This is a genomic window from Bacillus sp. 1NLA3E, from assembly GCF_000242895.2.
In the GTDB taxonomy this organism is placed as follows: domain Bacteria; phylum Bacillota; class Bacilli; order Bacillales; family Cytobacillaceae; genus Bacillus_BU.
On sequence record NC_021171.1, the window covers coordinates 1400451 to 1416168 of the forward strand.

At 39.2% G+C, this 15718-nt stretch carries 18 protein-coding genes; all 18 read left to right on the forward strand.

The window, feature by feature from the left end:
* Nucleotides 1-54 precede the first annotated feature (54 nt).
* The 18 genes from rnc to ylqF all read left to right on the forward strand — a co-directional run bounded on the left by rnc (nucleotide 55) and on the right by ylqF (nucleotide 15676).
* Nucleotides 55-837, forward strand: a complete 783-nt coding sequence (gene rnc, locus B1NLA3E_RS06845) for a ribonuclease III (protein ID WP_015593109.1) — start codon at nucleotides 55-57, stop codon at nucleotides 835-837.
* Between the two features lie 21 nt (nucleotides 838-858).
* Nucleotides 859-4425 carry a chromosome segregation protein SMC gene (smc, locus tag B1NLA3E_RS06850; protein ID WP_015593110.1) on the forward strand — a complete coding sequence of 1189 codons (3567 nt, stop codon included), beginning with the start codon at nucleotides 859-861 and terminating at the stop codon, nucleotides 4423-4425.
* 28 nt (nucleotides 4426-4453) lie between these two features.
* Nucleotides 4454-5455: a signal recognition particle-docking protein FtsY gene (gene ftsY / locus B1NLA3E_RS06855; protein ID WP_015593111.1), complete on the forward strand. Its 1002-nt coding sequence runs from the start codon at nucleotides 4454-4456 to the stop codon at nucleotides 5453-5455.
* A 163-nt stretch (nucleotides 5456-5618) separates the two neighbouring features.
* A complete protein-coding gene (locus B1NLA3E_RS06860) occupies nucleotides 5619-5960 on the forward strand; it encodes a hypothetical protein (RefSeq protein WP_041580364.1) in 342 nt (113 codons plus the stop codon).
* Nucleotides 5961-5983: 23 nt separating this feature from the next.
* Nucleotides 5984-6382 carry a DUF350 domain-containing protein gene (locus B1NLA3E_RS06865; protein WP_015593113.1) on the forward strand — a complete coding sequence of 133 codons (399 nt, stop codon included), beginning with the start codon at nucleotides 5984-5986 and terminating at the stop codon, nucleotides 6380-6382.
* A gap of 20 nt (nucleotides 6383-6402) precedes the next feature.
* Nucleotides 6403-6867 (forward strand): hypothetical protein, encoded by a 465-nt coding sequence (locus B1NLA3E_RS06870; RefSeq protein WP_015593114.1) that lies wholly within the window; start codon nucleotides 6403-6405, stop codon nucleotides 6865-6867.
* Nucleotides 6857-8107, forward strand: coding sequence for a glutathionylspermidine synthase family protein (locus tag B1NLA3E_RS06875; RefSeq protein ID WP_015593115.1), 1251 nt, complete (start codon nucleotides 6857-6859; stop codon nucleotides 8105-8107). The genes B1NLA3E_RS06870 and B1NLA3E_RS06875 overlap by 11 nt, the downstream gene beginning before the upstream one ends.
* A 23-nt stretch (nucleotides 8108-8130) precedes the next feature.
* The gene (locus B1NLA3E_RS06880) at nucleotides 8131-9162 is read left to right on the forward strand and encodes a potassium channel family protein (protein ID WP_015593116.1); all 1032 of its coding nucleotides are present in this window, start codon (nucleotides 8131-8133) and stop codon (nucleotides 9160-9162) included.
* Between the two features lie 113 nt (nucleotides 9163-9275).
* Nucleotides 9276-9608 (forward strand): putative DNA-binding protein, encoded by a 333-nt coding sequence (locus B1NLA3E_RS06885; protein ID WP_015593117.1) that lies wholly within the window; start codon nucleotides 9276-9278, stop codon nucleotides 9606-9608.
* A 13-nt stretch (nucleotides 9609-9621) separates the two neighbouring features.
* The gene (gene ffh / locus B1NLA3E_RS06890; protein WP_015593118.1) at nucleotides 9622-10974 is read left to right on the forward strand and encodes a signal recognition particle protein; all 1353 of its coding nucleotides are present in this window, start codon (nucleotides 9622-9624) and stop codon (nucleotides 10972-10974) included.
* A 111-nt stretch (nucleotides 10975-11085) separates the two neighbouring features.
* Entirely contained in the window at nucleotides 11086-11358 is a 273-nt protein-coding gene (gene rpsP, locus B1NLA3E_RS06895) for a 30S ribosomal protein S16 (protein WP_015593119.1), read from the forward strand.
* A gap of 12 nt (nucleotides 11359-11370) precedes the next feature.
* Nucleotides 11371-11601 carry a KH domain-containing protein gene (locus B1NLA3E_RS06900; RefSeq protein WP_015593120.1) on the forward strand — a complete coding sequence of 77 codons (231 nt, stop codon included), beginning with the start codon at nucleotides 11371-11373 and terminating at the stop codon, nucleotides 11599-11601.
* A gap of 93 nt (nucleotides 11602-11694) precedes the next feature.
* Nucleotides 11695-12087 carry a YlqD family protein gene (locus B1NLA3E_RS06905; RefSeq protein ID WP_015593121.1) on the forward strand — a complete coding sequence of 131 codons (393 nt, stop codon included), beginning with the start codon at nucleotides 11695-11697 and terminating at the stop codon, nucleotides 12085-12087.
* An 8-nt stretch (nucleotides 12088-12095) separates the two neighbouring features.
* Nucleotides 12096-12620, forward strand: a complete 525-nt coding sequence (gene rimM, locus B1NLA3E_RS06910; RefSeq protein ID WP_015593122.1) for a ribosome maturation factor RimM — start codon at nucleotides 12096-12098, stop codon at nucleotides 12618-12620.
* Nucleotides 12620-13360, forward strand: a complete 741-nt coding sequence (gene trmD, locus B1NLA3E_RS06915) for a tRNA (guanosine(37)-N1)-methyltransferase TrmD (RefSeq protein WP_015593123.1) — start codon at nucleotides 12620-12622, stop codon at nucleotides 13358-13360. Before rimM ends, trmD begins: the two co-directional genes overlap by 1 nt.
* Nucleotides 13361-13494: 134 nt before the next feature.
* Complete coding sequence (gene rplS, locus B1NLA3E_RS06920; RefSeq protein WP_015593124.1) at nucleotides 13495-13839, forward strand: 50S ribosomal protein L19; 345 nt, start codon at nucleotides 13495-13497, stop codon at nucleotides 13837-13839.
* A 355-nt stretch (nucleotides 13840-14194) separates the two neighbouring features.
* Nucleotides 14195-14746, forward strand: coding sequence for a signal peptidase I (lepB, locus tag B1NLA3E_RS06925; RefSeq protein WP_015593125.1), 552 nt, complete (start codon nucleotides 14195-14197; stop codon nucleotides 14744-14746).
* A 36-nt stretch (nucleotides 14747-14782) separates the two neighbouring features.
* Complete coding sequence (ylqF, locus tag B1NLA3E_RS06930) at nucleotides 14783-15676, forward strand: ribosome biogenesis GTPase YlqF (RefSeq protein WP_015593126.1); 894 nt, start codon at nucleotides 14783-14785, stop codon at nucleotides 15674-15676.
* The last annotated feature ends 42 nt before the right edge of the window (nucleotides 15677-15718 follow it).

Sequence of the window (15718 nt, forward strand, 5' to 3'; positions counted from 1 at the left end):
CCATTTTTAATAAACTAGTATAGATGTAAATATATGATCAAGGTGGAGACCAGGATGCGCAAGAATGGAAATGAACGAGAAATCAAATTAAACCGCGCAAAAGAGATGCAATTTAAAGAATTTCAAAGCCGACTGGGTTTTGAATTCCAAGATAGTAATTTATTAAAACAAGCATTCACTCATTCATCCTATGTGAATGAGCATCGCAAAAAGCCTTATGAAGATAATGAAAGGCTTGAATTTTTGGGGGACGCTGTCCTAGAATTGACTGTTTCTCAATTCCTTTACAAGAAATACCCGTTGATGAGCGAAGGAGAGTTGACAAAATTACGAGCAGCTGTTGTTTGTGAACCCTCTCTCGTTTTCTTTGCTAACGAATTATTTTTCGGTCAGCTAGTTTTACTAGGCAAAGGTGAAGAATTAACAGGTGGTAGGGCAAGACCGGCATTACTAGCTGATGTTTTTGAGGCATTTATCGGTGCTTTATATTTGGATAAAGGAATTGACGTAGTCATTGAATTCTTAGAAAAAATTGTATTCCCAAAAATCAATGCTGGTGCTTTTTCTCATGTGATGGATTATAAGAGTCAGCTTCAAGAATTGGTCCAAAGAGACGGTACAGGTATGATTGAGTACAAGGTGCTCCATGAAAAAGGACCTGCACATAATCGTGAATTTGTTTCTCGTGTCTCTTTAAGTGGAGATGAATTAGGGACTGGAACAGGAAGATCCAAAAAGGAGGCAGAGCAACACGCTGCCCAAATGGCATTAGAAAAGCTAAAGAAGTCTTTTATCCAAAATGAGAACAATCCCGAACAGCCCAATCAGGAGCAATAAGACAAGTAGGAGGGAGACAGCATGTTTTTAAAACGTTTGGATGTAGTTGGTTTTAAATCTTTTGCCGAACGAATCTCCGTCGATTTTGTTCCGGGTGTAACAGCGGTTGTTGGTCCTAATGGAAGTGGAAAGAGCAATGTTACCGATGCAGTTCGATGGGTACTTGGAGAACAATCAGCAAAATCACTTCGCGGAACGAAAATGGAGGATATTATTTTTGCTGGAAGCGATTCAAGACGAGCCTTGAATTTTGCTGAAGTAACATTAACTCTCGATAACGAAGATCAATTTCTGCCGGTTGAGTACAATGAAGTGAGTGTAACAAGACGTGTGTATCGAACCGGGGAAAGTGATTTTTTGATTAATAAACAGTCCTGCCGATTAAAAGACATTATTGAATTGTTTATGGATTCTGGTCTTGGCAGGGAAGCCTTTTCGATTATTAGCCAAGGTAAAGTCGAAGAAATATTAAACAGCAAAGCCGAAGACCGCCGGACGATTTTTGAAGAAGCGGCAGGTGTATTAAAATACAAGAATCGCAAGAAAAAAGCAGAATTCAAGTTGATGGAGACACAAGAAAATCTAAATCGTGTCAGCGATATCCTTCATGAGCTTGAAGGCCAAGTAGAGCCATTAAAAATTCAAGCATCGATTGCTCGGGATTACTTAGAAAAAAAGGAAGAGCTAGAACATTTTGAGGTTGCCCTTACAGTCTATGATATAGAGGATTTCCACGCTAAATGGGAAAAGCTCTCTGCCACGCTTGAACTCCATCAACGAGATGAGCTAAGGCTATCGAGTGAGCTTCAGAAAAAAGAGGCTAAAATTGAGGAACGTCGCGATCGAATCTTTGCTTTAGATGAGTCAATTGATGATCTACAAACTGTCCTGCTCCATGCCACAGAGGAACTTGAAAAGCTAGAGGGGCGAAAGGAAGTCTTAAAAGAACGGAAAAAAAACGCCTCTCAAAACAAACATCAACTAGAGAAAAATGTGGTTGAACTTTCAAATAAAGTGGTGCTTCTCCAAGCAGAGAAAGACGAGCAAACACTTGCTGTTTGCAGGCTTCATGACGAGGCAAATGTTCTGCAACAAGATTTGGAGACCAGCCTTGCACAGCTCCAGTTATTTAGCGAAAATATTGAACAAAAGATAGATTCTTTAAAAAGTGATTATATTGAGTTATTAAACAGTCAAGCAAATGCCAAAAATGAACTTCGTTATATCGATACTCAGCTGCAACAGCAAGAAAGTAGAAACGGAAAACTTGATGAAACGAACGAAAAATTTATCGGTCTACGTCAAGATATAGCTGAACGAAAGCATTCAGTATTATTGCTTTTGGATGAAGCAAAGGAGAAGCTTGAAAAACAAGTTCAGAACTTTTATCAAGAGCAAAGAAAGCTTGAGTCGATAAAAAATAATTATTCAAAGCAAGAAAAAACCTTATATCAGGCCTACCAATTTTTGCAGCAATCCAAATCACGGAAAGAAATGCTGGAAGAGATGGAGGAAGATTTCTCTGGATTCTTCCAAGGTGTTAAGGAAGTTTTAAAAGCAAGAAATCATAGCCTAAAAGGGATAGAGGGCGCTGTTGCTGAACTAATATCCTCCCCAAAAGAATATGAAACAGCAATTGAAATAGCTTTAGGTGCAGCGATGCAGCATGTTGTGGTGGATACGGAGCAAAATGCCCGAGCCGCCATCTCCTTCTTAAAACAGCATTCCTATGGTCGAGCTACCTTTCTACCGTTAAGTGTTATCAAAGGAAGGAATCTTTCGTCAAGTCAGCTTCAAGCGATTGGACAACATCCATCGTTTATTGGGGCAGCTTCCTCGTTGATTCGTTATGATACAAAATATCAGGAAATCATCACGAATCTTTTGGGTAATGTCGTCATCACGAAGGACTTAAAAGGTGCAAACGAACTAGCAAAAATTCTTCAATATCGTTGTCGTTTCGTCACGTTAGATGGTGACGTAGTGAATCCAGGCGGTTCCATGACAGGGGGAGCGGTAAAGCAAAAGACAAATTCTTTGTTGAGCCGTAAAGGAGAGCTTGAAGAATTAAAGAAAAAGCTAGTCGATATGGAAGAAAAAACGGCCCACCTTGAAAATCAGGTGAAGAGTTTAAAAAATGAGACAACTTCTAAAGAATCCGAATTGGAATTACTACGCAAAATGGGTGAGGAACTTCGCCTTAAAGAACAAACTTTAAAAGGTGATCTGCGTGAAATCGAGTTTGAAGAAAAAAATGTTAACGAACGGTTGGCATTATATGATATGGATAAACTTCAAACTAGTAAAGAGACCGAGACTCTTCTTTCTAGAAAGGTAGAGCTACAATCGGACCTTCATCAACTTACTGAGGAAATAGCCAATCTAGATGCAGAAATCAAGAAGCTTTCTAAACAAAAAAGCATTGAATCGACATCACGCGAGACGCTCCTATCCGGTATAAACGACCGCAAAGTTTTGATTGCCGCTAAAAATGAGCAACTGTCACATGCGAATGAAAAACTAACTAGAGTGACAATTGAGCTTTCAGAAAATCAAGAAAAGCTGCAGACAGTTTCTGAAGATTTACAACTATTGTCTTCAGAAATGACCAATAGCTCTTCTGGCGAAGAACAGCTTGAAATTGCGGCGAACCGAATGCTGCAGGATAAAAATGAAACGGTGAAACTTATTTCTTCCCGTCGCGAAGAACGAGTTAAAATCCAGTTAGAGCTTGAGGATGAAGAGTTAGAGGCCAAGGAATTAAAACGGCAGCATAAAGGCATGGTGGAAAGTTTAAAGGACGAAGAAATTAAGTTAAATCGATATGATTTTGAACTTGAAAATCGTCTCTCTCATCTTCGAGAGGAATACATGTTAACGTTTGAAGGAGCAAAGGAGCAATACCCACTGTCCATCCCTGTGGATGAAGCACGTAAAAAAGTGAAACTGATAAAGCTTGCCATTGAAGAATTAGGTTCAGTTAACCTCGGGGCAATTGAAGAGTATGACCGGGTGTCAGAGCGGTATGAGTTTTTACTTGAGCAAAAAACGGATCTTCAGGAAGCCAAGGATACTCTGTTTCAGGTTATTGGTGAAATGGATGAAGAAATGAAAAAACGCTTCTCCGAAATGTTTGATGGAATTCGTTCGCATTTTGAGCCTACCTTTCAAGCATTGTTTGGTGGAGGCAGGGCGGATTTGCGCTTAACAGACCCAAGTGACCTGCTAAACACTGGAGTGGAGATCGTTGCTCAGCCGCCAGGTAAAAAATTGCAAAACCTCGGGTTATTATCAGGTGGAGAGCGTGCGCTAACGGCAATTGCATTATTATTCTCAATTTTAAAGGTTCGTCCCGTTCCTTTTTGCATTCTCGATGAAGTGGAAGCGGCACTTGATGAAGCTAATGTGCATCGATTCAGTAAATATTTAAAAAGATATAGTAATGAAACGCAATTTATCGTTATCACCCATCGTAAGGGCACAATGGAAGAGGCCGATGTACTTTATGGGATCACCATGCAAGAGTCAGGGGTTTCAAGGCTCGTATCGGTTCGTTTAGACGATACCCTAGATTTAGTTCAATCGTAGACATTATAAAGGCGAGGAAGTGAAATAGATGAGCTTTTTTAAAAAATTAAAAGAGAAAATTTCTAAACAAACAGACAGCGTGACTGAAAAATTTAAACAGGGGTTAACGAAAACCCGTGATAATTTTTCCGGAAAAGTAAACGACCTTGTTGCGCGGTATCGTAAGGTTGATGAGGAATTTTTTGAAGAACTTGAGGAAATCCTGATTCAGGCAGACGTTGGTTTTGATACAGTGATGAAGTTGATTGATGAACTGAAATTAGAAGTGAAGCGGAAAAATATTCAAGATCCAAAAGAAGTTCAAAGTGTCATTTCTGAAAAACTCGTTGAGATTTATCAAGGAGACAAGGGTGAAACCATAACTTCTGAATTGAACATTCAGGATAATGAGTTAACCGTTATTTTATTTGTCGGTGTTAACGGAGTTGGTAAAACCACGACGATCGGAAAGCTAGGGCATAAATTCAAGTCGGAAGGTAAGCGGGTATTGATGGCTGCCGGGGACACTTTCCGTGCTGGTGCTATTGAGCAGTTAGAGGTATGGGGAGAGCGAGTTGGCGTGGAAGTAATTAAACAGGCAGCGGGTTCCGATCCAGCTGCAGTTATGTTTGATGCCATTCAGGCAGCAAAAGCCCGCAATGCTGATATCCTCCTATGTGATACAGCTGGTCGTCTACAAAATAAGGTCAACCTTATGAAAGAACTGGAAAAGGTAAAACGGGTTATCGAAAGGGAAATTTCAGGAGCACCGCATGAAGTATTGCTCGTCCTCGATGCAACAACAGGGCAAAATGCGATGATTCAAGCAAAAACTTTTAAAGAAGCGACAGATGTTAGTGGCATCGTGTTAACAAAACTCGATGGAACGGCTAAAGGAGGAATTGTTCTCGCGATTCGTAATGAGCTTGATATTCCTGTCAAATTTGTCGGTCTTGGTGAAAAAATGGATGACCTACAAGAGTTTGATGCTGAAAAATACGTTTATGGATTATTTGCGGATCAAGTGGAAAATGAGTCGGATGAAGAATAGGGAATCAATCCTTATTTTAAAATAAAGATGAAAATGGGGCTGCCGAAGGAGTACTTGGCAGCCCTGTTTTTACGCCCATTTAAAATGTCATATTTTTCTAATAAAGTGCTTACAATGTATGTTATTATTGATGGAAAATAGCTTTTTTGAAAGGGGAGAGAAAATGAGCAAAACGAAAAAGATCATTGCTGGTATCTCGACCACTGCTTTTGCCTTTGGGTTAACAGGTTGTGGGAACGATACAGATATCCCACCTAAGCCCAATAATAACGCATGTGGAGATTGGGAATGGGATAGTGATGATGGAGTGTGGGAATGTGATGATGAAAATTCGTCTTATTTTCATCACTATTATTATGGAGGATCCTTTTATGCTACGAGATCACTTTTGCATAAAAATAAAGGTTTTTTGAAATACAAAAATAGCAAATCCTTCAAGGGCGGCAGCAATTATAAAAAAGGCAGTTCAGGGTTTGGAAGCGGATCAAAGAGCTACGGTGGTTAACTTATAGGGAGAGAGGGATATTAGTGGATTTATATTTAAATTTTTCAGTTTACTTGATTGTATCCTTACTATTATTATTGATTGGCATTTTTATCTTTGAAAAAAGTACAACGAAGCTTCAAGAATTCAAGCTAATCGCTCAAAAAAATATTACTGCTGCATTATCATTGGGTGGGAAGCTATTAGGGCTTGCTGTGGTACTTGGTGCAGCAGCGGAGTACTCTGTTTCTTTACTAGATATGATTATTTGGGGGGCGATTGGAATTGTCGCTCAAATTATTTTCTTTGTTCTTGCTGAAGTGATCACGATCCGCTTTAGTATTCAAAAAGCAATTGAAGAAGATAACCGGGCAGTGGGGATTATGCTGTTTTCGCTATCAATTGCAGTTGGCTGGGTTGTTTCCAAATGTCTTACCTATTAACATTCGCGCTTCGTTAGGAGATGAAACAGGTGCAAAAGCTTACATATTTTATTGATAGGGGAAATGGAGAATATCAACCGTTTTATGAATATTGTCTGCCGTTAGTTGGGGAAGACGAGTTTTACGCAAGACAATTATGCACTTACTTCATCATGGAAGGTAGGCAATACCAATTACTGTCAAACGAAATGAAGGGGAGCGAAGAAATTCTCGTTCTTGAGGAAATTGGAGCAAATGAACGCTTACCTGATGAAAACATTTACCGTGGAAATGGACTTCACCTTGAATTTCGCAGTTCCCAGTTACAAGAAAACTACAAACTGCTTAAAGTAGAACAAATTGAAACACACTTTGAAGTAATCCGCTTTCTTCTTAAGGATGTTGTTGATATTTTGGGGGTTGGTCAGTTTTTGACAACCTCAACAGAAATTGATGAAGATCGTGGTGCCTATGTCATTTATGTGAAACCTATTGATGAAGAGTAAAGGAGAATTTTTTGTGGATTCCTCATCCTATCATGTAACGCGCCAACAATTCTTCAATAAAGTGGTGGATTTCTGGCCGGATCTTTATGGAGAAGAGTATGCACTTTATGATATTTTTGAAACTGATCGTGATTTTATAAAAAAAGTCCACCAATCATCGGAGCGAATTGGCCATATTTTTTTTAAAATATCCAAGCTTCTTCGTAAGGTCAATGATGAGATATTATTGGAGATGGGGTTCCCAGAGGAAACTCTTTCTTTTTTACGAATACCATCGCACACGGCGGAAAGTGTGATTTCTCGCCTCGACTTGGTTCAAAGCGGAACTACCTTTAAATGTTTAGAAATGAATTCAGATACTCCGACCTTTATTAAAGAAGTATTTAATATCAATGAGTTGATCTGTAAGGAGTTTCAACTGGAAAACCCTAATCGAGGGATGAACCGAAAGCTCAGTGAGGTCGTTCGAAACAGCATTAATGCTTCAATAAGACAGAAACAACCAAATGTTATTTTCACCTCGCATTATGACCATCTTGAAGACCGAAACACGGCGTTGTATCTTCAAAAGATATCTCAATTTCCTTCTAAATATCTTCCTCTCAACCGACTCCGTATTGTGAAAGGGGAAGGTCTTTACGATGACGAGGGGCAGAAAATTGATGTTCTTTATCGGCAAACCTTTCCAATTGAAAATTTGATATGTGATGAAGATGAAGCGGGTAATCCGATTGGTATATGGCTTCTCGAATTAGTCCAATTAGGTTGCCTAGCTATTATTAATCCCCCCTCTTCCTTCCTTTTACAAAATAAAACGGTTCAGGCGGTGATATGGGGGTTGCATCAGGATAAACACCCATTTTTTACTGAAGAAGAACATGGGTGGATCAACGAGCATTTCCTTCCTACATACCTTGAACCAGACTCTTTTTTAAAAGCGAAGCAGGCCTACGTCAAAAAACCTTCGTTTGGTCGAGAGGGAGACACGGTCGAAATTTATGATGGAAACGGAAACCTAAAAGCGGAAGATGTCTTAAAAACGTATCAAAAATATATTCCAATCTATCAAAAGTATATTGAGCTTCCAACAGTTCCCTTTTTCAGTGAAAAAGGGAAACAACAGGGACATATGATTATTGGTAGTTTTCTCTTAAATGGTCAACCGGGAGGAATTGGGTGTCGGGTTGGGAACCTTATTACCGATAATCTGTCGTATTTTTTACCAATTGGTGTCCGCTAAAGTGGAGGAAAGGAGGGGAACCTATGTGGATTTTACATAAAATATTTTCGAAGTTAAGTAAAGTTAGTCTTGGGAAATTAGTGGCTATTACGATTTTAGTCATTTTCGCAAGCAGTTTTACGATGCGAAATTTAGAACCTAAAACCTTTCCGACCTTTTTTGATGCTTTATGGTGGACGATGACGACCATTGTAACGGTTGGTTACGGAGATTTCTATCCTAGTAGTCAGGTCGGACGAATTTTTACCATGCTATTGCTGTACACGGTTGGAATCGGGGCGATGGGTCTTATTATTGGGAAGATATTTGAGAGCTTTAGTTTGTATCGGAAGCTAAAGGAGGAAGGTAAGTTGAAATATTCGGGGGAAGGTCATTATATATTAATAGGATCATCAAGGGAGAAAATGCAAAATGTGTTGGAGGAAATCATTAGTACCGAAACCAAAGCGGAAATAGTCATTATTGATAATGACATTAAATGTCCAATTGAACACGAACGGGTCCATTTTATCAGTGGTGATCCCGCCGATGAGGAAATCTTGTTGAAGGCGAACATTCTTGAATCAAGATCCGTTTCGATTTTTACTGATGAGCGAATTGAACTTACCGAATATGCGGATGGGAAAACTCTGCTGATTGCATCCCGGGTTGAGTCTATCTCTAAACGGTTCCAAAAAAGTATCTACACCATAGTAGAAATCATGAAGGAAAATCATATTTCCTTATTCGAATACGCACATGTCGATGAGTTTATTTTGGCTAAGGAATCGGTTTCCCGCTTGATGGCGCAGGCTGCAATCTACCCTGGGTCGAGCCGTTTATTTAAGCAATTACTCAGCAATACAGATAAAGACAATCTATATGAAATCTACAAGAAACCACAATGGAATACATATAAAGATGCGGCTATGGATTTATTTGATTTAGGGGCAACCCTCATTTCGGACGGAAGTCATTTAGACATAGCCAGGAGACCGAACGACTCAATTGCGGATGATGCAAAAATGTTTGTGATTTGTGATGAAGTGACGTATAAGAAAATAAAAAATTCCTAGATGGGGCCTTAATTAGGGAGAGTTAACAACCTGGACGACACACCTTGACAGTGGTTCACGTTCTGTGTAAAATAAGTTGTAAAGGCTTTTCACTTAACAAGGGGGGAATAGCGATGCTGGAAAAAACAACACGCATGAATTATCTATACGATTTTTATCAATCGTTGTTAACCCCAAAGCAGAGCAGCTACATGTCCCTATATTACCTAGAAGACTATTCCTTAGGAGAAATCGCTGAAGAATATAATATAAGCCGGCAAGCTGTTTATGACAACATAAAGAGAACCGAAGCGATGCTAGAGGAATACGAGGAAAAGTTATTGCTGTTACAAAAATTTCAAGATCGTTGCAAGCTTCTTGCCGACATAAAGGAAATGCTTGCAGAAGAAACACCTTCTAAACAGGCACTGTATGAAGCAGTGGCTGAAGTAGAGAAACTAGATTAGGAGGCGGCAAAGCATGGCGTTTGAAGGATTGGCCGACCGACTGCAAAATACGATCCAAAAAATCCGCGGTAAAGGGAAAGTAAACGAAGCGGATGTTAAGGAAATGATGCGTGAAGTTCGTCTCGCTCTTCTAGAGGCTGACGTTAACTTTAAGGTAGTCAAGGAATTTGTTAAAAAAGTAAGTGAGAGAGCACAAGGTCAAGAGGTTATGAAAAGCCTTACACCTGGACAACAAGTCATTAAGGTCGTAAAAGAGGAACTAACGGAGTTAATGGGCGGCGAACAAAGTAAAATTGCCGTTTCTAATCGTCCTCCTACTGTAATTTTAATGGTGGGTCTACAAGGTGCTGGTAAAACAACAACATCAGGAAAACTTGCAAACCTACTTCGAAAAAAGTACAATCGGAACCCGTTGCTCGTTGCGGCCGATATTTATCGTCCAGCAGCAATCAAACAGCTTGAGACGCTTGGCAAGCAGCTTGGAATGTCTGTCTTTTCCCTTGGTGATCAAGTAAATCCGGTTGAAATAGCGAAACAAGCGATTGCAAAAGCTAAGGAAGATCATCATGACTATGTATTAATTGATACAGCAGGTCGATTGCATGTTGACGAAGCACTTATGGATGAATTAAAACAGATAAAAGAGCTTACGAAGCCTGATGAAATCTTCCTTGTCGTTGATGCGATGACTGGTCAAGATGCTGTAAACGTAGCCCAAAGCTTTAATGAGACTCTGGGACTTACGGGTGTTGTCTTAACCAAGTTAGACGGTGATACTCGTGGTGGTGCAGCCTTGTCGATTCGTTCTGTTACCAATACACCGATTAAATTTGTCGGTCTTGGTGAGAAAATGGATGCGTTGGAGCCTTTCCATCCTGAACGCATGGCATCAAGGATCTTAGGAATGGGAGATATGCTAACCCTTATCGAAAAAGCCCAAGCTAATGTAGATGAGGAGAAAGCAAAAGAGTTAGAAAAGAAGATGCGCACAGCTTCTTTCACTCTGGACGATTTTCTTGATCAACTCGGGCAAGTTCGTAACCTAGGTCCGCTTGATGAACTATTAAAGATGATGCCTGGTGCGAACAAGATTAAGGGTTTGAATAATGTTCAAATTGATGAAAAACAAATTTCCCATGTGGAAGCCATCATTCAATCGATGACAAAGGAAGAAAAGCTGCATCCTGAGGTGATTAATGCGAATCGTCGTAAACGGATCGCCAAAGGAAGTGGAACAGCAGTTCCTGATGTCAATCGTCTTCTAAAACAATTTGAAGACATGAAGAAAATGATGAAACAAATGACTGGCATGCAGCAAAAAGGGAAGAAAAAAGGTGGTTTTAAGCTACCGTTTAATCCTTTCTAAAGCTTGATTGGTGCATCCAAAATTTAGGTGTTAAGAAAAAACACTTTACAAACTTTTTATTCATTGTTATTATATTATCTTGTGTGAAACTATTCGGAGGTGCTATTTAAAATGGCAGTAAAAATTCGCTTAAAACGTATGGGAGCAAAAAAATCTCCTTTCTATCGTATTGTAGTTGCTGATTCTCGTTCACCACGTGATGGACGTCAAATTGAAACAGTTGGAACATATAATCCTGTTGTTCAACCAGCACAAGTATTAATCAACGAAGAGCTTGCTCTTAAATGGTTACAAAATGGTGCAAAACCATCTGATACAGTTCGTAACCTTTTCTCTAGCCAAGGCATCATGGAAAAATTCCATAATGTTAAAAACAGCAAGTAATTCGAGATTCCTATGAAGCAGCTTATTGAAACGATTGTTAAGCCCCTTGTTGATTTTCCAGATGATGTCTTAGTTGACGTCATTGAAGAGGATCACCGCGTAACCTATAAGCTTTCTGTCAACAAGATTGACATGGGAAAAGTAATTGGAAAGCAGGGGCGCGTTGCAAAGGCCATTAGAACAGTAGTCTATGCAGCAGGATCATCACAACAGAAGAAGATTTTTTTAGAAATCTCAGAATGAGGAGGGGCATCCCTCCTCTTTTCGTATATATTAATAGATAGTTCCATCATATGTCTTTTCCTCGGGGAATAAGTGCTATGGGAGGCGATCGAAATGAAACTACTTCAAACTGTCGTGATAAAACAAGTATTAACGGAACAAAGTAAGGACAATTTATTTGATAAATACCATTCAAAAAAATTGCAGTTACAAAAAGAATGTGATCAACTTAGGTTTGAATTAAAAAAGTTGGAAAAAGCAAAAAAATATCAGCCTGCTAGTTTAATGAAGCATTTTGAAAAAGAAATCCAAGCACGGCATGAAAAAATCAAGTTAGCAGACTTCCAAATCGAACAACTACATATCCTACCATTAGGAAGCGAATTAAAAGAACGAGAAGTACAAGCACTTGTTGAGTTAAATGAAGGAGATAGCTGGGAGGAGTTTCTAACTGGCAAAACCATTGTGATTAAAGATGGTTTAGTGGCAGAAATACGAGAAAGGTGACTTTAATTATGGATAAATGGTTTAATGTTGGAAAAATCGTTAATGTACATGGCTTAAAAGGAGAAGTTCGGGTAATTTCAACAACGGACTTTGTTGCTCAGCGGTTCAAGCCTGGAAATCATTTATTTTTATTTATGCCAGGGGCGAATTCAAACAGCCCAATTGAATTAAAAGTGGTTAGTCATCGCACTCATAAAAACTTTGAGTTACTAACCTTTGAAGGATTCGAGGATGTTAATCTCGTCGAGAAATTTAGGGACGGGATATTAAAAGTTCCTGAAGATCAGCTTGGTGCACTCGATGAGGGTGAATTCTATTTCCATGAAATTGTAGGCTGTCTTGTTTGTACAGTACATGGCGAAGAAATAGGAAAAGTAACCGAGATTTTAACCCCAGGTGCAAATGATGTTTGGGTTATTAAGCCTAAAACAGGAAGGGACATTTTAATCCCTTATATTGCGCAAATCGTAAAAAAGATAGATGTTAAAGAAAAAATCATTTTGATAGAGCCAATGGAAGGCCTTTTATCATGATGAAAATTGATGTTCTTTCGCTTTTCCCTGAAATGTTTTCAGGTGTATTCACCCAGTCAATCTTAAAAAAAGCTGCTGACAGCGGTTCGGTTAACTATAATGTTGTCAATTTTCGGCAGTTTTCGGATAATAAACATCAGACTGTAGATGATTACCCGTACGGTGGGGGAGCAGGAATGGTTTTAAAGCCTCAACCTATTTTTGATGCCGTTTCAGAGCTTTTGAATGCTGATACCGATGCTACTCCGCGTGTAATCCTGCTTTGCCCACAAGGAGAACGATTTACGCAAAAAAAGGCAGAGGAACTGTCAGAAGAACAGCATCTAATTTTTATCTGTGGCCATTATGAAGGCTATGATGAAAGAATTCGCGAATATTTAATTACAGACGAAATTTCCATTGGTGATTATGTTTTAACCGGAGGAGAGCTTGGGGCAATGGTCATCATTGATAGCGTCGTTCGCCTCCTTCCTGGGGTCCTAGGAAATGAAGAATCTCATCAGAAAGACTCATTTAGCACGGGCTTTCTTGAGCATCCCCATTATACTAGACCAGCAGAATTCCGTGGCATGAACGTACCTGATGTTCTTTTATCTGGAAATCACCGATTGATTGAAGAGTGGCGGACAAAGGAATCGTTGCGTCGTACGTACTTAAGGCGTCCTGATTTACTTGAAAAAGTAGAACTTACAGAACAGCAACAAAAGTGGCTGGAAGAATTGCGGAATCAGCACGACTAACTGTTGCGAAAGCATAGTGTTTGTGGTATGATAATTTTTGTGACTTGGGCTGTAAAGTACTAAGTCTTGATAACGATGTTCCGCTGCAATCATAAAAAGGAATGTAAGAGCATCTGTGGGAGGAGTTGAAAACGATGCAAAAATTAATTGAAGATATCACAAAAGAACAACTTCGTTCTGATCTTCCTTCGTTCCGTCCTGGTGATACTGTACGTGTACACGTAAAAGTTATCGAGGGTACTCGCGAACGTGTTCAGCTCTTTGAAGGTGTTGTGATTAAGCGTCGTGGCGGTGGAATCAGCGAAACATTTACAGTTCGTAAGATTTCTTACGGTGTAGGTGTTGAACGTACATTCCCTGTACACACACCAAAAATTGCGAAACTAGAAGTTCTTCGTCGCGGTAAAGTCCGTCGTGCGAAACTTTATTACCTACGTAATCTTCGTGGTAAAAAAGCTCGTATTAAAGAGATTCGCTAATAAACAAAAAGTGGGGGCTTGGTTTCAAGCCCCTTTTTTGTAGGAATAAATTAGCATTACCACTTTAATAGTTTGGCTATGTTAAAGCTCAATATTGATTTTTTTCACAATGTTGATTGGAGTGGAGAAGGCTCACCGCCTGCCCCCGGAAGGCAAGTGCCTAGAACGGAAATCTTTAACAGAGCCAAGTAAGCATGTGGGCAAATTTCGTCCATATTTTAAATAAATATTTCCAACAAGATACAAAAAGGTTAAATATTTATGAAAAAGGTAATCCCATCGTGTTTATTTTTTTAGACTTATGTAAAATAGACCTAGGTGAACACTTTTTAAGTTGAGAATGGTGGGGAATTTAATGACAAAAAAGAAAAACGAACTTTGGGAATGGACAAAAGCATTAGTAATTGCAGTTATTTTAGCTGCTGTAATTCGCACCTTTTTATTCGCACCAATAGTTGTTGATGGTCTATCTATGATGCCGACACTTCATAATTCGGATCGAATGATTGTTAATAAATTTAGTTATAAAATTGGTGACCCTAAGCGCTTTGATATTATTGTTTTCCACGCTCCAGAAGGTAAAGATTACATAAAACGTGTAATTGGCTTACCCGGTGATGAAATAGAATATAAAAATGATACCCTTTATATAAATGGGAAAGCATATAAAGAGCCATACTTAGATGAATATAAAAAATCAGTCATTGATGGCCCGCTAACGGAGCCGTTTACTCTCGAAGAAAAAATCGGCAAGAAGAAGGTACCAGCAGATAATTTATTTGTTATGGGTGATAATCGCCGTTATAGTAAAGACTCAAGACATATCGGTACGGTACCATATAAAAAGGTGTTAGGAAAGACAAGCATCCTATATTGGCCAATAAAGGATATGCAGATTGTGGATTAAAAAGGTAAATTAGAACAAGTAAAAGGGGTGACAGTGATGACGATTCAATGGTTCCCCGGACATATGGCAAAAGCTCGCCGAGAGGTGACAGAAAAGCTTAAACTGGTTGATATCATATTTGAATTGGTGGATGCTAGGGTTCCTTTTTCATCTAGAAATCCGATGATTGATGAGATAATCCAGCATAAACCGAGATTGGTTTTATTAAATAAAGCCGATATGGCTGATCGGGAAGTAACGAAACAATGGATTCGTTATTTTCAAGATAATGGAGTCGCCGCATTAGCAATTAATTCTCAAGAAGGCATTGGAATGAAAGAAATTGTTATTGAGGCAAAAAAACTTCTAAGTGAAAAATTTGATAAAATGAAATCTAGAGGAATTAATCCTAGGGCAATTAGAGCCATGATTGTCGGGATTCCCAATGCCGGAAAATCAACTCTTATCAACCGTCTAGCCAAGAAAAACATTGCCAAAACCGGTAATACTCCTGGGGTAACAAAAGCACAGCAATGGATAAAGGTTGGCAAGGAGTTGGAGTTACTAGATACTCCTGGTATTCTCTGGCCAAAGTTTGACGATCAAGAGGTAGGTCTGAAATTAGCCGTAACAGGGGCAATTAAAGACACGCTCCTTAATATGTATGAAATTGCAGCATATGCCCTTCAATATTTGGAAAGAGTGTACCCTGAAAGGCTGAAGGAACGATACAAACTTGAAATGATTCCGGAAGATACAGTGGAGCAGTTTAATGTAATTGGAAAATTCCGTGGCTGCTTAGTTGGTGGTGGAGAAGTAGATTACGATAAGGTCTCCGAATTGATTATCCGTGAAATCCGGATGGAGAAATTAGGTCCGCTCAGTTTTGAAAGACCAAGCGATCTTTTGGAAAAAATCGACGAGCTAGAGAATGAATCAAGACCCGTATAAAAATCGGGCCCTTGATTCATTTTTTTTGGAATATTGAAACCC

What these genes read in the sequence shown, in the direction of transcription:
- rnc (WP_015593109.1), top strand. Translation starts at nt 55, where the DNA reads ATGCGCAAGAATGGAAATGAACGAGAAATCAAATTAAACCGCGCAAAA.
- smc (WP_015593110.1), top strand. Translation starts at nt 859, where the DNA reads ATGTTTTTAAAACGTTTGGATGTAGTTGGTTTTAAATCTTTTGCCGAA.
- ftsY (WP_015593111.1), top strand. Translation starts at nt 4,454, where the DNA reads ATGAGCTTTTTTAAAAAATTAAAAGAGAAAATTTCTAAACAAACAGAC.
- B1NLA3E_RS06860 (WP_041580364.1), top strand. Translation starts at nt 5,619, where the DNA reads ATGAGCAAAACGAAAAAGATCATTGCTGGTATCTCGACCACTGCTTTT.
- B1NLA3E_RS06870 (WP_015593114.1), top strand. Translation starts at nt 6,403, where the DNA reads ATGAAACAGGTGCAAAAGCTTACATATTTTATTGATAGGGGAAATGGA.
- B1NLA3E_RS06875 (WP_015593115.1), top strand. Translation starts at nt 6,857, where the DNA reads ATGAAGAGTAAAGGAGAATTTTTTGTGGATTCCTCATCCTATCATGTA.
- B1NLA3E_RS06880 (WP_015593116.1), top strand. Translation starts at nt 8,131, where the DNA reads ATGTGGATTTTACATAAAATATTTTCGAAGTTAAGTAAAGTTAGTCTT.
- B1NLA3E_RS06885 (WP_015593117.1), top strand. Translation starts at nt 9,276, where the DNA reads ATGCTGGAAAAAACAACACGCATGAATTATCTATACGATTTTTATCAA.
- ffh (WP_015593118.1), top strand. Translation starts at nt 9,622, where the DNA reads ATGGCGTTTGAAGGATTGGCCGACCGACTGCAAAATACGATCCAAAAA.
- rpsP (WP_015593119.1), top strand. Translation starts at nt 11,086, where the DNA reads ATGGCAGTAAAAATTCGCTTAAAACGTATGGGAGCAAAAAAATCTCCT.
- B1NLA3E_RS06900 (WP_015593120.1), top strand. Translation starts at nt 11,371, where the DNA reads ATGAAGCAGCTTATTGAAACGATTGTTAAGCCCCTTGTTGATTTTCCA.
- B1NLA3E_RS06905 (WP_015593121.1), top strand. Translation starts at nt 11,695, where the DNA reads ATGAAACTACTTCAAACTGTCGTGATAAAACAAGTATTAACGGAACAA.
- rimM (WP_015593122.1), top strand. Translation starts at nt 12,096, where the DNA reads ATGGATAAATGGTTTAATGTTGGAAAAATCGTTAATGTACATGGCTTA.
- trmD (WP_015593123.1), top strand. Translation starts at nt 12,620, where the DNA reads ATGAAAATTGATGTTCTTTCGCTTTTCCCTGAAATGTTTTCAGGTGTA.
- rplS (WP_015593124.1), top strand. Translation starts at nt 13,495, where the DNA reads ATGCAAAAATTAATTGAAGATATCACAAAAGAACAACTTCGTTCTGAT.
- lepB (WP_015593125.1), top strand. Translation starts at nt 14,195, where the DNA reads ATGACAAAAAAGAAAAACGAACTTTGGGAATGGACAAAAGCATTAGTA.
- ylqF (WP_015593126.1), top strand. Translation starts at nt 14,783, where the DNA reads ATGACGATTCAATGGTTCCCCGGACATATGGCAAAAGCTCGCCGAGAG.